This window comes from Pseudomonas sp. FP818, from assembly GCF_030687335.1.
Classification (GTDB): domain Bacteria; phylum Pseudomonadota; class Gammaproteobacteria; order Pseudomonadales; family Pseudomonadaceae; genus Aquipseudomonas; species Aquipseudomonas shahriarae.
This window is the reverse complement of sequence record NZ_CP117427.1, coordinates 2,348,909-2,364,374: the sequence shown is the minus strand read 5'-3', so window position 1 is coordinate 2,364,374 and position 15,466 is coordinate 2,348,909. Positions and strand designations below refer to the sequence as shown.

At 63.3% G+C, this 15,466-nt stretch carries 14 protein-coding genes; 4 read left to right on the top strand and 10 right to left on the bottom strand.

Annotation, left to right across the window (positions count from 1 at the left end; genetic code table 11):
- Positions 1 to 23: 23 nt before the first annotated feature.
- Positions 24 to 1,208 (bottom strand): sugar transporter, encoded by a 1,185-nt coding sequence (locus tag PSH80_RS10600; RefSeq protein WP_305420140.1) that lies wholly within the window; start codon positions 1,206 to 1,208, stop codon positions 24 to 26.
- Positions 1,209 to 1,295: 87 nt separating this feature from the next.
- Positions 1,296 to 2,294 (bottom strand): bile acid:sodium symporter family protein, encoded by a 999-nt coding sequence (locus PSH80_RS10595; protein WP_057959877.1) that lies wholly within the window; start codon positions 2,292 to 2,294, stop codon positions 1,296 to 1,298.
- A gap of 84 nt (positions 2,295 to 2,378) precedes the next feature.
- Between PSH80_RS10595 and PSH80_RS10590 the strand changes: the two genes are divergently transcribed.
- Entirely contained in the window at positions 2,379 to 3,167 is a 789-nt protein-coding gene (locus PSH80_RS10590) for a helix-turn-helix domain-containing protein (protein ID WP_120732578.1), read from the top strand.
- A gap of 545 nt (positions 3,168 to 3,712) precedes the next feature.
- On the opposite strand, the gene PSH80_RS10585 is transcribed toward PSH80_RS10590, so the two are convergent.
- Positions 3,713 to 4,741 (bottom strand): LacI family DNA-binding transcriptional regulator, encoded by a 1,029-nt coding sequence (locus PSH80_RS10585; RefSeq protein WP_120732577.1) that lies wholly within the window; start codon positions 4,739 to 4,741, stop codon positions 3,713 to 3,715.
- Between the two features lie 213 nt (positions 4,742 to 4,954).
- On the opposite strand from PSH80_RS10585, the gene PSH80_RS10580 reads away from it, so the two are divergent.
- Entirely contained in the window at positions 4,955 to 6,286 is a 1,332-nt protein-coding gene (locus tag PSH80_RS10580) for an MFS transporter (protein WP_186626127.1), read from the top strand.
- A gap of 13 nt (positions 6,287 to 6,299) precedes the next feature.
- Positions 6,300 to 7,655, top strand: a complete 1,356-nt coding sequence (locus PSH80_RS10575) for an amidase (protein WP_305420135.1) — start codon at positions 6,300 to 6,302, stop codon at positions 7,653 to 7,655.
- Between the two features lie 42 nt (positions 7,656 to 7,697).
- Here the strand turns inward: PSH80_RS10575 and PSH80_RS10570 are convergent, their stop codons facing one another.
- The 7 genes from PSH80_RS10570 to PSH80_RS10540 all read right to left on the bottom strand — a co-directional run bounded on the left by PSH80_RS10570 (position 7,698) and on the right by PSH80_RS10540 (position 14,285).
- On the bottom strand, positions 7,698 to 8,933 hold the full coding sequence (locus tag PSH80_RS10570; protein ID WP_076964775.1) for a Zn-dependent hydrolase: 1,236 nt from the start codon (positions 8,931 to 8,933) through the stop codon (positions 7,698 to 7,700).
- The gene (locus tag PSH80_RS10565; RefSeq protein ID WP_057438692.1) at positions 8,930 to 9,421 is read right to left on the bottom strand and encodes an L-2-amino-thiazoline-4-carboxylic acid hydrolase; all 492 of its coding nucleotides are present in this window, start codon (positions 9,419 to 9,421) and stop codon (positions 8,930 to 8,932) included. The genes PSH80_RS10570 and PSH80_RS10565 overlap by 4 nt, the downstream gene beginning before the upstream one ends.
- Positions 9,422 to 9,537: 116 nt before the next feature.
- Positions 9,538 to 10,677 (bottom strand): branched-chain amino acid ABC transporter substrate-binding protein, encoded by a 1,140-nt coding sequence (locus PSH80_RS10560; protein ID WP_252118050.1) that lies wholly within the window; start codon positions 10,675 to 10,677, stop codon positions 9,538 to 9,540.
- Positions 10,678 to 10,761: 84 nt separating this feature from the next.
- Complete coding sequence (locus PSH80_RS10555) at positions 10,762 to 11,478, bottom strand: ABC transporter ATP-binding protein (protein WP_076964773.1); 717 nt, start codon at positions 11,476 to 11,478, stop codon at positions 10,762 to 10,764.
- A complete protein-coding gene (locus PSH80_RS10550) occupies positions 11,471 to 12,244 on the bottom strand; it encodes an ABC transporter ATP-binding protein (protein WP_029292970.1) in 774 nt (257 codons plus the stop codon). The genes PSH80_RS10555 and PSH80_RS10550 overlap by 8 nt, the downstream gene beginning before the upstream one ends.
- Entirely contained in the window at positions 12,241 to 13,341 is a 1,101-nt protein-coding gene (locus PSH80_RS10545) for an ABC transporter ATP-binding protein (RefSeq protein ID WP_057438695.1), read from the bottom strand. Before PSH80_RS10545 ends, PSH80_RS10550 begins: the two co-directional genes overlap by 4 nt.
- Entirely contained in the window at positions 13,338 to 14,285 is a 948-nt protein-coding gene (locus tag PSH80_RS10540; RefSeq protein WP_370693735.1) for a branched-chain amino acid ABC transporter permease, read from the bottom strand. Before PSH80_RS10540 ends, PSH80_RS10545 begins: the two co-directional genes overlap by 4 nt.
- 198 nt (positions 14,286 to 14,483) lie before the next feature.
- Between PSH80_RS10540 and PSH80_RS10535 the strand changes: the two genes are divergently transcribed.
- A complete protein-coding gene (locus tag PSH80_RS10535; protein WP_057959883.1) occupies positions 14,484 to 15,389 on the top strand; it encodes a LysR substrate-binding domain-containing protein in 906 nt (301 codons plus the stop codon).
- The last annotated feature ends 77 nt before the right edge of the window (positions 15,390 to 15,466 follow it).

Below are 15,466 nucleotides of genomic sequence, written 5' to 3'. Positions count from 1 at the left end.
GGCTGCTGCGGACGCCGCTCACCTTATTCCCGTGGTCCACCCTGCCCAAACCGATAGATCGACAGGCAGTACAACCCCAGCGCCGCCACCGCCAGCAAGCCCCCCGCCGCGCCGATCCAGGCAAAGCCAAAATGCCCGCCGACCCAACTGCCCAGCAGCGCGCCGCCGCCGATGCCGATGTTGTAGATCCCGGAAAACATCGCCATCGCCACATCGGTCGCGTCCGGTGCCAGCACCAGGACCTTGGACTGCAGCGCCAAGCCAAAAGCCATGATCGCCATGCCCCAGAACACGCTCAGCACCACCAGGTACGAAACGTCACCACTCAACGGCAACAACAGCCCCAGGCACAGCGCCAGCACCGACACAGCCACCAGCAGAAAGCGGTAAGGGTTGAAACGGTGCAGCAAGCTGAACAGTAACGACCCCATGATCCCCGCCCCGCCAAACACCAGCAGCCCCAGGGTCACCGCATTGCCCCCCAGGCCCGCGACGCGTTCGACGAAGGGTTCGATATAGCTATAGGCGGTGAACTGGGCCGTGACCACCATGGCCGTCAACACGTACAGCGCCACCAGCGCCGGGCGCTTGAACAGCATCGGCAGGCTGCGCAGCGAGCCGGAGTTCTGGCTCGGCAACAGCGGTAAGGTGCGCGCCAGCCAGAACACCAGCACAGCGGCGAATCCGGCGATCACAATAAAGGTGGTGCGCCAGCCCATGGCCTCGCCCAGCAGACGGCCCAAAGGAATGCCCAGGACCATCGCCAGTGAGGTGCCCGTGGCCAGCAAGCCCAGCGCCTGCACCTGCTTGCCCGGCGGCGCCAGGCGTACCGCCAGGGAGGCGGTGATCGACCAGAACAGCGCATGGGACAAGGCAATGCCGATGCGACTGACCATCAACAAGCCAAAACTGTTGGCCACGCTGGAGAGGATATGGCTGGCGATAAACATGCCGAACAGCACAATCAGCAACTTGCGCCGCTCGACGTTGCGGGTCAGCAACATCACCGGCAGCGACGTCAATGACACCACCCAGGCATAGATGGTGAGCATCAGGCCGACCCGGGCGATCGGCATGTCGAAGCTGGCGCCGATGGCACTGAGCAGGCCGACCGGGACGAACTCAGTGGTGTTGAACACAAAGGCCGCCAGCGCAAGGGCGATGACCGGCTGCCAGTTGGCTTGAGGTGTGGTGGTGGAAGTACTCATCGACAGGTCGTTTTACTCAGTTGCGCGCCGATCCTGACGGCCCGATGCCTGCCCTTGAGCGGCGCCGAAAAATAGTAACACGATGGCTCAGGGATCGACTTGCGCCATGATCTCGGGAATCGACTCCGGGCGCTTGGCATAGCGCTGGGCCATTACCGCGCAGACCATCAACTGGATCTGGTGGAACAGCATCAGCGGCAGGATCAGCACGCCCATGGTGCTGCCGGCAAACAACACCTGGGCCATTGGCACCCCGGTGGCCAGGCTTTTTTTCGAGCCGCAGAACAGGATGGTGATGCGGTCTTCCTGGTTAAAACCGAACGCCTTGCCCAAGAGCGCGGAAGCCATCAGCACCAGCGCCAGCAGGATGCAGCAGGCCACCACCAGGCCGCCCAGCTCCCACAGGGGGATCTGGTGCCAGATGCCTTCGTTGACCGCCTCGCTGAAGGCGCCGTAGACCACCAGCAGGATCGAACCCTGATCGACGAATTTCAGCCAGTTTTTATTGCGCCCCACCCACGCACCGATCCAGCGTCGGGCGATCTGCCCGGCAATAAACGGCAGCAGCAATTGCACGCTGATCTTGAGAATCGCATCCACCGTGGAGCCGCCGTCGCCATGCACATTGAGCAACAAGGCCACCAGCAACGGCGTAAGGAAAATACCGAACAGGCTGGACGCCGCCGCGCTGCAAATCGCCGCCGGGATATTGCCCCGCGCCAGGGAAGTGAAGGCAATCGCGGACTGCACCGTGGCCGGTAGCGCGCATAAGTAGAGCATGCCCATGTACAGGTCTTTGCCGATCATCGGCGACAACAGCGGCTTGAGCGCCAGGCCCAGCAGCGGGAACAGCACGAAGGTCAGGCTGAACACCAGCAAATGCAATCGCCAGTGCCCGGCACCGGCGACGATGGCCTGGCGCGACAGCTTGGCGCCATGCAGGAAAAACAGCAGCGCGATGGCCAGGTTAGTCACCCAGCCAAACGCCACGGCGGCCTGGCCGCTGACCGGCAACAAGGAGGCGAGAACCACCGTGGCAATCAGGATCAGGGTGAAGTTATCAGGTAAAAACCGGGGGCGTTTCATTAGCTGTTCTTCCAGGGGTTGCCAGGGCGTCGTGGCGACTCTAACGTAACGGCTGCTTACCGACTAACGCCAATGAGCCAGTAAATGCCGCCAAAAGGACATGAAAAGGCCGTTCGCCGCAGCATCCCCGGGCTCGCCAGCCTGCCGCGCCCGGTGTATGGCCGCACCGAATCCCTGCCCAACCGCGCCCTGACCCGCCGCCATAGCCACCCGTGGGTGCAGTTGTCGTATGCGATTTGCGGGGTGCTGGAGATCCACACCAGTGCCGGGCGCTTTGTCGCCCCGCCGCAGCGCGCGGTGTGGATCCCGGCGGGGGTGCCCCACCGCGTGTTCAGCTCGCCCCACACCGAAATGCGCAGCCTGTACCTGGACTGCAGCGTGACGAGCTGGGCCGTGGAACGTTGCCAGGTCCTGGCGGTAAGCGACCTGCTGCGCGAGTTGATCCGCCGTTTCAGCGAACTGCCGGTGGAATATGCCGAAGACGGCCCGGACGGGCGCCTGGCCCAGGTGCTGCTGGACCAGTTGGCCGCCGCGCCGCAGGTTGACCTGATGCTGCCCCTGCCTGTGGACAGCCGGCTGCGACAGATCTATCGCAGCTTGAGCCTGCACCCGGAACAGGCGACGACCCTGGGGCAGTGGAGCCAGAAGTTAGGGGTCAGTGAGAAAACCTTGAGCCGGTTGTTCTTGCGCGATACCGGCCTGACCTATCGCGCCTGGCGCCAACGGCTGCGACTGCTCAGCGCCCTGCCCGACCTGGAACGCGGGGAACGGGTGACGGATGTAGCGCTGGGCTGTGGGTATGAATCGGTTTCGGCGTTTATCGCAGCGTTTCGCCAGCAGTTTGATGCGACGCCAGGGGAGTTTTTTCGCTGATTGAATACCGCGGCTTTTGACCGTCCACAATCCCCCTGTGGGAGCGGGCTTGCTCGCGAAGACGGTGTGTCAGTCGATAAATTCAGTGACTGAACCACCGCCTTCGCGGGCAAGCCCGCTCCCACAGGGGATCTTGGCCGGGCACAGCATTTTGGCCACACCACCCATCAAATGTGGGAGCTGGCTTGCCTGCGATGGCGGTGTACCTGTCATCAATGAGAGTGACTGGACCACCGCTATCGCGGGCAAGCCCGCTCCCACAGAGGATCTTGACCGGGCACAGCGTTTTGGCCACACCCCCCATCAAATGTGGGAGCTGGCTTGCCTGCGATGGCGGTGTACCTGTCATCAATGAGAGTGACTGGACCACCGCTATCGCGGGCAAGCCCGCTCCCACAGGGGATCTTGGCCGGGCACAGCGTTTTGGCCACACCCCCCTTCAAATGTGGGAGCTGGCTTGCCTGCGATGGCGGTGTACCTGTCATCAAAGAGAGTGACTGGACCACCGCTGAATCGCGGGCAAGCCCGCTCCCACATTTTTGACGTCAGCGCAACAAAGACGAACTCGCCCGCACCTGCAGCTGCGGCGCCACCTTGATCGACTCGACAGCCTCGCCCTCGATGCGTTTGAGCAGCAGTTCAACCGCATGGCGGCCCATCTCTGCCAAGGGCAGGCGCACGCTGGTCAGGGGAACCATCAGTTCATTGGCCAGCGGTATGTCATTGAAGCCCACCACGGCAATGTCCTTGCCCGGCATCAAGCCCTTGTCACGCGCGGCGCCCATCAGGCCGATGGCCAGGAAGTCATTGACCGCAAAAAACGCCTGGGGCCGTGGGTTCAGGCTCAGCAGATACTCGCCCTGGCGATGCCCGGTCAGGCTGTCAAAAGGACCATTGAGCGTCCACTCCGGGCGTAGCGTGATGCCTTGCTCACGGTAATAGCGGGTAAACCCACGGGTGCGATCCGCCCCGGTCGAGGCGTGCCGCTCACCCGCCAGAATGGCCACATCGCGACAGCCCAATTGGTACAAGTGCTCGGCCGCCAACCAACCGCCCAACTCATCGTCACTGCACGCCGCCAGATGCCCGGCAATCTGCCGGCTGACCAACACGTAGGGGATGTGCTTGCGCGCCAACAGGTCGAGCAGCGGCTGGCTTTCGCCCACATGGGAGTCGCCGACGATCAGCCCGGCCACCGAGCGGCGCAAGGCGTGCTCGGCACGCGCCATCTGGCGTGGCTGCTGGTCGTCGGTATTGGAAACGAAGGTGAGGTAGCCGGCCTGTTCGGCGGCACTGTCGATGCTGTCATAAATGGTCGCCATCACCAGGTCGGTGAGCCTGGGCATGAGCACACAGATTTCCTGGCTTTTGCGCAACTTCAGGCTCGATGCCTGGGTGTTCGGCCGGTAATCCAGCTCTTTGGCCAATGCACGAATGCGCGCCACCACTTCGGCCGAGGCCGCTCGCTCGACCCCGGCCGGGTCGCCATTGAGTACCCGGGACACCGTGGACACATGCACACCCAGTGCGGTCGCCATGGATTTCAGGGTGGCAGGGCGAGATGGGCTCGGCATGGTGGAGAGGCTTCCAACTGTCTGATATTTAGCGCGCAGATTCTACCCGAACGGGCGTGTCGCAGCCGCAGGTAAATTTTTACCCAAACGTTTGACTAAAATTTTTACGAGCCTTACATTTCGCCAACCCAAACGTTTGGGCAAACAATAAAAAATACGCCGGACGCGGCCGACTTTTTGACTTCTGCCATCATTTTGAAGAGTCAGATCCTTATGAACAGCCCCGCTATCCCGTCTTTCCGCTACCAGATTTTCTTCCTGATCATGCTGATGGCACTGCTCAACTACATCGACCGCGGCGCGATTGCCTATGCGTCGGCGAGCATTCTGCCCGAGTACGGTTTCGACAAGGCCGACTGGGGCAACGTGCTGGGTTACTTCGGCTACGGCTACATCCTGGGGGCATTGGTCGGTGGCATTCTGGCCGACCGTTTTGGTGCCAAGCGCATCTGGCTGATCGCCGGCGCCACGTGGTCGATCTTTGAAATTGCCACGGCCTTTGCCGGTGACTTCGGGCTGGCGTTCCTCGGCGGCTCGGCCATGGCCGGTTTCGCCACGATCCGCGTGATGTTCGGGTTTGCCGAAGGTCCGGCGTACTCGGTGATCAACAAGAGCGTGGCCAACTGGGCCACGCCCAAGGAGCGCGGTTTTGTGGTTTCGGTCGGCCTGCTCAGCACCCCCTTGGGGGCACTGCTCACCGCACCGGTGGCCGTGGGCCTGCAAACCCTGACCGGCAGCTGGCGCAGTATGTTCGTGGTGCTGGGCGTGGCCAGTCTGGCGCTGCTGATCTATTTCATGACCCGTTTCACCAACACCCCGGATGAAAACCCGCGGGTGTCCAAGGCCGAACTCGACTTCCTGCGTAAAGAGCGCGCCGAAGCCTCTAATGCCTCGACCCCCACCACCAGCGTCGCGCCGGTCTGGCACTTCTTCAAGAACAAGGACCTGCTGCTCAATGCCGTCGGTTACTTCTCGTTTGTGTACGTGACGTTCCTGCTGCTGACCTGGACCCCCAAATACCTGCAGGATGAGTTCCACTACAACCTGTCGTCGCTGTGGTACATGGGCATGATCCCGTGGACCGGCGCCTGCTTCACCGTGCTGCTGGGCGGCAAAATATCGGACTGGCTGCTGCGCCGCACCGGCAACCTGAAAGTCGCCCGCAGTTGGCTGGCCGCGACCTGCCTGCTGCTGACAACCCTGTGTTTCATCATGGTGTCCCAGGCCCAGACCGTCTGGGGCGTGATTGCCTTGATGACGTTGGCCAACGCCTTGAACGCCCTGCCCAACTCGGTCTACTGGGCCGTGGTGATCGACACTGCGCCGTCCAATCGGGTTGGCGCCTACAGCGGCATGACGCACTTTATCGCCAACACCGCTTCGTTTATCGCCCCGATGCTCACGGGCTACCTGACCGTGCATTACGGCTATTCGTCGATGTTCGTGGCCGCCGCAGTGGCCACGGCGCTGGGCATGAGCGCAATGCTGATGGTGCGCCCAGGCGGTCGCCAGGTCGCCCCACCCTCTGTACCCGCAGCTGTTTGATGGAGTTGTTTATATGAGCCTGGTGAAGCCTACCCACGCTGGATATTTTTGCGGTCAGTCGATCATCACGCTGGCCGCGCGCCTGCGGACTGGCAGCGTGACCAGTGTCGAGCTGACGCAAGCCGCCCTGGACAGCATCGAGCGCTTGAATCCGCGATTAAATGCGTTCGTTCAAGTCGATGCCTGCGTCGCCCTGGCCCAGGCGCGCAAGGCCGACGCGCTGTTGGCCCAAGGCCTGGACCTGGGCCCGCTGCACGGCATGCCGGTCGCGGTCAAAGACAACATCGACACGTTTGACTACATCACCACCTACGGCTCCGCGCATTTCGAGGGTTTCCAGCCGGACCGCGATGCCCTGTGCGTACAGCGGGTGCGCGAAGCCGGGGCGGTGATTATCGGCAAGACCCTGACCCACGAATTCGCCTACGGCCCGACCGGCGACCGCTCGTTGCAAGGTGCTGCACGCAACCCGTGGGATGCCCGTTGCATCACTGGCGGCTCCAGCGCCGGCAGTGCCGCGGCGGTGGCCAGCGGCATGGTGCCGCTGGCCCTGGGTACCGACACCGGCGGCTCGATCCGGATCCCTTCGGCCTTGTGCGGCACGGTCGGCTTCAAGCCCTCGTTTGCCTGCGTGCCGGTGGACGGGGTGTTCCCGCTGTCATCGAGTCTCGACCACGTAGGCCCCATCGCCAACCATGTCGAAGATGCGCGCCTGTTGTTCGAGGTGTTGGCCGGACGCGCCGGTACGCCTGCAACCCACCCGCAGCCGCTGCGGGTTGGTTGGATGACTTGCCCCAGCTTCGGCCCGGTCGACGCCGATGTGCATCAGCAGATCTATGGTGCAGCGCAGCAGCTGTTTGGCGACGCACTGCAGGAGACCGACGAACTGCACCACATGGCGGCGGGCATGAAAGACACCCTGCTGACACTGCAACGTGCCGAGGCCTTCGAGGTGCATGCCGAACGCATGCGGGATGCGCCGCATAAGTTTGAACAGGAGGTACGCGAGCGTCTTGAGGTATCGGAGGAAGTCAGAGGCTGGCAATACATTCGCGCACAGGCCAGCCAGGCGCAGTACAAAGCGGCGATGGCGCGCCTGTTCGAACACTATGACTTGCTGGTTTCGCCCAGCGTGCCGATTACCGCGACTGAGGTAAATGCACGCAAGGTGCGGGTGGGCGAACAGGACATTGATGTACGCGCCGCCGTGCTCAGCTATACCAGTGCCTGGAACCTCACCGGCCTCCCCGCGCTCAGCCTGCCGGTGGGGCACGTGAGGGGCATGCCGGTGGGGTTGCAGGTGATTGGCGCCGCTGGCGCGGATGATCGGCTGTTGCAGGTGATGAGCAGGCTGTTTGTGCGGGAGTGAGGGCAAGACCCCACAGGTTGAATGTGGGATCAGGTCTTCAGCCTATTCGCCTGACGAAGCCAGAATCGCCTGCAACAACACATCCGCCCCCGCTGTGGACCAGTGCGGGTGGATCTCTTCCGCCTCGTTATGGCTCAAGCCATCCACACACGGCACAAAAATCATCGCCGTCGGCGCGACCTGGTTCAGGTAGCAGGCATCATGCCCGGCTCCGGAAATCATGCGCCGATGGCTATAGCCCAAGGCCTCGGCCGCAGCCTGCACCACGTCCACGCAGTCTTTGTCGAAGGCAATCGGTGCGTACTGGAAGATCTGCTTGACGCTGGCCTGCAAGCCAATCCCTTCGGCGATGCGCGCCACTGCTGCGTGCAGTTGCTGATCCTGCACGGCCAGCACCGCTTCATCGGGATGGCGGAACTCGACGCTGAAAAACACCCGCCCCGGCACCACGTTGCGCGAGTTGGGGAAGATATTGGCCATGCCCACCGTTGCCCGCCCTTCGGCGCCTTGGGCCAGGCCGATCTGGTTGACCGCCTCCACCACCCGGGCAAAACCCAGCAGTGCATCCAGGCGGTGATCCATGGGCGTGGTGCCGGCATGGGCACTGCGCCCGCTCAGCTCGACTTCATACCAGCGCTGGCCCTGGGCGCCGGTGACCACACCGATGGTCAGGTCCTGGGCCTCAAGGATCGGGCCTTGCTCAATATGCAGTTCATACGCCGCATGCACCGCCTGGCCGCCCACGGGGTGCGGGCCGGCGTAGCCGATCTGTTGCAGTGCCTGGCCGATGCTTACACCGGCCTTGTCTTCGCGGGACAAGCCGTACTCCAGGTCGAACACCCCGGCATACACCCCCGAAGCAATCATCGCCGGGGCAAAGCGCGAGCCTTCTTCGTTGGTCCAGTTGACCACCTCGATCGGCCGGTCGGTCTCGATGCCCAGGTCGTTCAAGGTGCGCAGCACTTCCAGGCCGGCGAGTACGCCGTAGATGCCATCGAACTTGCCGCCCGCCGGTTGCGAGTCACCGTGGGAGCCGGTCAGCACCGGGGCCAGGTGCTCATGCCGGCCGGCGCGGCGGGCGAAGATATTGCCCATGGCGTCCACACGGATGCTGCACCCGGCCGCCGTGCACCAGGCCACGAACAGGTCGCGGCCGCGCCGGTCTTCGTCGGTCAGGGCCAGGCGCGAGACGCCGCCCTTGGGCGTGCCGCCGATCTGCGCCATTTCCATCAGCGAGTCCCACAGGCGCTCGCCGTTGACCCGGGCCAGGGCGCTCACGAGCGCGGCTCCCGGGGCTTGGCGTGGTAGCGGAAGTCACAGCTTGGCGCGCCGCCCATGATGGTCTGGGTGCGCGTCAATTCAATATTGGGGTTGTAGCCGACGATAAACAGCTCGTCGCGGTTGCACGACAACAGGTGGCCGATCTCGCCCAGGCCCATCTCGTGGTACATCTCGGCATAGCGGCAGCGCTTGACGTCATAGTCGTAATGCTCGGCGTCGCTGGCGATGATCTCGACTTTCAGCGCGTCGTCCTTTTCCCACAGCACTTGCAGCTCAACGAAGCTCTTGAGGTCGGCGCCCTGCTCTTCCTGGGCGGCAAAATGCTTGCCGGCCTGGATCGCGGCGTTGCCCACCGCTTCGCCAATCACCGCTGCGGCAAAGGCCTTGCCCTGCTCGCGCACGAGGATTTCGTAGATCGGTTTGATGATCTCGGCTTCGATGCGCCGGCGGGCCAGGATGCCCAGTTCACCTTCGAGTTTGCTCATTGCGTGCCTCATTCAAATGGCTACGAAGATCCAATGTTGGTGCTCCACATGGGGGAGCTGTCTCGCCGGGTGAGACAGCCCCCACTTGGGACGCTCCTACGCTTAGATCCAGCGCGTTACTTTTTGCCGCCAGCCACGCTTACCGGCTGCCATTGATTGGCCTTGACCTGGTAAACGGTGAACGACGGGTTCTTTAGATTGCCCTGGGCATCGAACGCGAGGGTCCCGGTCACGCCCGGATAGCTGATGGCGCGCAGGACCGGCAGGTACTTCTGCGGGTCGGTGGAGTTGGCCTGTTCGATGGCGGCGATCAGCACGCCGACACCGTCATAGGCAAACGGCGCATGCAGCTCGATATTGCTCTTGAAACGCGCCTTGTAGGCGTCTTCAAAGGCCTTGCCACCCGGCATCTGTGCCACGGCCAGGCCCGGCTCCAGTGCGATCACGCCCTCGCCTTCGTTCTGCGCCAGTTGCAGGAAGGTCTGGCTGACAAAGCCGCCCGCGCCCATCAACGGTGCCTTGATCCCCAACTGCTTGATGCGTCGGGCCAGCGGTGCAGCCTGGGAGTCGACGCCGCCAAAGAAGATCAGGTCGGGGTTTTGCCCACGGATATTGGTCAGCACCGCACTGAAATCGATGGTCTTGTCGTCCACGTATTCACGGGCAACCACCTTGGCGCCACCGGCCTCGATGGATTTGACGAACTGGTCCGCCAGGCCCTGGCCGAATGCGGTGCGGTCGTCGATCACGGCGATACGCTGCGCCTTGAGGGTCTTGAGCGCGTAGTCGCCGGCGACCTGGCCGCCGTCATCGTCATGGCCCATGATCCGGAAACTGGTGTCGAAACCTTGCTGGGTATAGGCGTGACCGGTGGCCACAGGCGCGACCTGGGCAATCCCGGCGTCATGGTAGACCCGCGCGGCCGGGATGCTGGTGCCGGTGTTCCAGTGACCGACCACACCGACTACGCCTTCGTCCACCAGGCGCTGGGCCACGGTGACGGCGGTGCGTGGGTCGGACTGGTCGTCTTCGGAAACCAGTTTGTACGTGACCGCTTCGCCGTTGATTTTCGGATGCTTGGCGTTGGCCTGGTCAATGGCCAGTTGCGCACCGTTCTCCAGGTCTTTGCCGATCCGCGCCGACGGGCCGGTCAAGGGCCCGGCCAGGCCGATCAGGACCGTCTGGTCGGCCTGGGCCACACCGCTCAGGGCCAGGCTCAACAACAGTACGCGTTTGAAGGGGGCAGTCTTGTTCATCAGTTTTTCCTGTTTCTCATCAGGCCCTCATGGCCTGTGGGGTGGGCGAAACACGCCGGGCGTCCGGTGGCGTTTGTTATGGGGTTATTCACCGAGGTAGGCACTGCGCACCTCGGGGTGGTCGAGCAATTGCGCGCTGGCGCCGCTGAGGCTGATGCGCCCGGTGTCCATCACATAGGCGCGGTCAGTCACTTGCAGCGCAAGGCGCGCATTCTGCTCCACCAGCAGCAGGGTCATGCCCTGGCGGCAGACATCATCAATCACCTGGAACAGCTTTTCGACCATGATCGGCGCCAGGCCCATGGATGGCTCGTCAAGCACCAGCAACCGCGGCTTGGACAGCAGCGCACGGGCCAGGGCGAGCATCTGCTGCTCGCCCCCGGAGAGCAAGCCGGCCGATTGCTGCAAGCGTTCTTGCAGGCGCGGGAAGTGCTCGAACAACTGGCGGATTTCCAGGTTCACCTGGTGCGGGTCGCGGCGCAGGAACGCCCCGGCCTGAAGGTTTTCCAGCACGCTCATGCGCGCAAAAATGCCGCGCCCTTCGGGCACCATGGCGATGCCCAGGGTCAGGCGCTCATGGGGCGCCAGGCTGAGGATCGAGCGCCCGGCAAAGCGGATCTGCCCCGCAGCGGCCGGCAGCAACCCGGTCAGGGCCTTGAGGCTGGAGCTTTTGCCGGCGCCATTGGCGCCGATCAGCGTCACCCGTTCGCCTTCATTGATATGCAGGTCCAGGGACTTGACCGCCTCGATGGCGCCGTAGCGCACCTTCAGGCCGTCAATCTGCAACAACGCTTCAGACATGGGCGCCGGCTCCCAGGTAAGCCTGGATCACTTGCGGGTGGCGGCGCACTTCGGCAGGCGCGCCCACGGCGATCACGCGGCCGTAGTCCAGCACGCTGATGCGGTCGCACACGCCCATTACCAGCTTCACGTCATGCTCAATCAGCAGCAGGGTGTGGCCGTCATCGCGGATCTTTTCCAGCAGGCTGCGCAGCTGCACTTTCTCGCTGGCATTCATCCCGGCAGCGGGCTCGTCGAGGGCAAGCAGGCGCGGCTCGGTGGCCAGGGCGCGGGCAATTTCCAGGCGCCGCTGATGGCCGTAGGACAGGCTGTCGGCGCGGTAGTGGGCAAACCCGGCGAGGCCGACATAGGCCAGCAAGCGGTGGGCGTGGGCGCGGGTCTGCGCCTCTTCCTCGCGCCCACGCGAGTGCCCGCTCAAGGCCGCCCACACGCCGTTATGGGTGCGCACATGGCGCCCGACCATGACGTTTTCCAAGGCGCTCATGGCGTTGAACAGGCGGATATTCTGGAACGTACGCGCAATGCCGGCGCGGGCCACCTGGTGCACCGCCGTGGGCTGGTACTCCTGGCCGTCGAGTTGAAAGCGCCCGGAATCCGGGGTGTACAGCCCCGTCATCACATTAAAGAAGGTGGTCTTGCCGGCGCCATTGGGCCCGATCAGGCCGTAGATTTCCCCGGCCTCGATACTCAGGCTCACGTCATCGAGCGCAGCCACGCCGCCAAACTGTTTATTGACCTTCTCGATCTGCAATAACGGATGATTCAAGGTGCACCTCCTGTGCGGCTCGGCCAGAGGCCGGCGGGTCGATACAGCATCGCCAGAATCAGCGCCAGGCCGTAAAACAGCTGGCGGATAATCTCCGGGTCCACCAGCACCTGGCCAAACAGCGCCTGCTGCAAGGGGCCCATGCTGGCGCGTAACGCTTCGGGCAAGGCTGCGAGCAACACGCAGCCCAGAATCACCCCGGGGATATGCCCCATGCCGCCGAGCACCACCATGGCCAGCACGGCGATGGACTCGTTGAGGGTGAAGGATTCCGGTGAAACAAAGCCCTGGAACGAGGCAAACAGCGCCCCGCTGATACCGCCAAACGCCGCGCCGATGGCAAATGCCAGCAGCTTCAGGCGCAAGGTATTGAGGCCCATGGCCTGGGCCGCCTCTTCATCCTCGCGGATCGCCATCCAGGCGCGGCCGATGCGCGAGCGCTCTAGGCGAATGCAGGCAAACAGGATCAGCACCACCAGCGCGGCGAACAGGTAGTAATAGAGGTAGACCGAGGGCAAGCGCAGGCCGAACAGTTCCTGGGTACGCCCCAGGTTGACCCCCAGTAGCGTCACCGGGTCGACCTGGGCGATGCCCTTGGGGCCATTGGTGAGGTTCACCGGGCGGTCGAGGTTGCGCAGCAGGATGCGGATGATTTCGCCAAACCCCAGGGTGACGATGGCCAGGTAGTCGCCGCGCAGGCGCAGGGTCGGCGCCCCCAGAATCACGCCGAACCCGGCCGCCAGCAGCGCGGCCAGCGGCAAGATCAGCCAGATCGAGGTGTGCATGCCCTCCGGCAGCAGCGCCAGCAAGGCTGGGAACTGTTGCACCAGATGGGGCGATGACAGCAAGGCCGCCAGGTAGGCGCCCACCGCGTAGAAGGCGATAAAGCCCATGTCCAGCAAACCGGCATAGCCCACCACGATATTCAGGCCCAGGGCCAACATGATGTACAGCAGGGCAAAGTCCAGGGTGCGCACCCAGGTATTGCCGCCGGCATGCCCGACAATCCAGGGGGCCAAGACCAGGGCCAGGGCGAACAGCAGCAGCCCCAGGCTGGCGCGTTTGCTCGAAGGGCTCACAGCGGTTGCCAGGCTCATGCGCGGGTCGCCAATCGTTCGCCCAACAACCCCTGGGGCCGCAACACCAGCACCGCGATCAACACGATAAACGCGAACACGTCCTGGTAGTTGGTGCCGAACACACCGTTGGTGGCAGCCCCCAGGTAGCCGGTGCCGAGGGCTTCGATCAGCCCCAGCAGCAGGCCGCCGAGCATCGCGCCCTTGAGGTTGCCGATGCCGCCCAGCACCGCCGCGGTAAACGCTTTGATCCCGGGCAAAAAGCCCATGTAGAAATGCGCGCTGCCATAGTTGCTGGCCATCATGATGCCCGCCAGCGCGGCCAGGGCGCCGCCGATGGCGAAGGTCATGACGATGATGCGGTTCGGGTTGATGCCCATCAGGCTCGCCACTTGCGGGTTCTCGGCCACGGCGCGCATGGCCCGGCCAAAGCGCGTGCGCTCTACCAACAGCAACAACCCGAGCATCAGGCTTAACGCCACGCCAATGGTGGTCAGTGCGGTGGCATTGGTCACGGCAGCGTGGGTGGCATCGCCAGCGAGTACTTCGATAGGTTCCAGGGGCAGCAATTGCGGGAACATCTGCGGGTTACGGGTCCAGACCAGCATCGCCACGGTCTGCAACAACAGCGACACGCCGATACCACTGATCAACGGTGCCAGGCGCGGCGCGTTGCGCAAGCGCCGATAGGCAACACGCTCGATCACCACCGCCAGCACCGCACAAAAGGCCATGGCGATCATCGCCGCCGTCAGCAGCAACAGCACCGGCGGCATATCCGGCCAGGCTGCCTGCAGCACGCGGATCACCGACAGGCCCACCAGTGCGCCGATCATCAACACATCGCCATGGGCAAAGTTGATGATGCGCAAAATGCCGTAGACCATGGTGTAACCCAAGGCGACCAACGCGTAGAGACTGCCCGACAGCAAGCCGTTAAGCAGTTGCTGGATAAACGCATCCATGAGAACCATCAACTCCCTTTACAAAAAACGTCGTGGCCAAGGCGCGCCGACTAAAAAGCCCGAGCGCGGAACACTAGTTATTTATTCTGTTTTTATCAAATATCTGAAGGGAATATGGTTATACCAACTACAAAAGCCCCTATACACGGGACCTTTTTGCGCTTTATTTATCTTTTTACTTAGTATTTAATTCAATACATGAATAATTTAGAACAGTTAGCCAACGATCCGCCTCTACGGGCCGTGCGTACTTTCGAGGCCTTTGCCCGCCACGGTGGTGTCAATGCCGCCGCCCGCGAGCTGGGGGTGTCGCCCTCGGCTGTCAGCCATCAGTTGCACTTGCTCGAGAGCTTCCTGCAACAGCCGCTGACGATGCGCCAAGGCCGCAACCTGGGCCTGACCGAAGAAGGCCGCGAGTACTACCGGGCGATTCGCTCGGCATTCGCGGTACTGCGCAGCGCCACCGAACACGTGCGCGAGAAAAGCGCGACACGCCAGGTCACCATCAGCCTGATCCCGATGTTCGCGACCAACCTGTTCATCCCGAGCCTGGCGCAGTTTTTGAGCGCCAACCCGGCGCTGGATATCAACATCACCTACGCCAACCACCGCAGCTACCCCAGCGATGCCGCCGACCTGTCGATCCGCTTCGGCACCGGGCACTGGCCGGGTTATCACAGCGAGCCCCTGATCAGCGGCGCGGTCACGCCGTTCTGCAGCCGCGAATTCCTCCAGCGCCACGGCCCTATCGACAGCCCCCAGGCCCTCAGCGAACTGCCCCTGCTGCACGACGAAGAGCGTGGTACCTGGGGCCAATGGTTCGATGCCGCCGCGATCAGCCACAGCAACACACACAACGGCCTGCTGCTGGAGGACGGCCAGTTGACCCTGGTCGCCACCCGCACCGGCCTGGGCTGCTCGCTGCTGCGCGCGCCGTTGGTGGCGCCACTGGTGGCTACGGGTGAGCTGGTGCAATTGTTTGACCTGCAGGTGGATGACGGTCGCCAGTATTACCTGTGCCGCCGAGCCACCAGCGAGCTGTCGAGCGAGGGCAATAACCTGTATGACTGGATCAAGGACCGCTTGGGCCATAGCCCCGTGTAGGAACACCTCATGCACGAACGGCATCCCTGTGGCGAGCGGGCTTGCTCGCGCTGGGTCGCGTAGCGGCCCTAAAAATG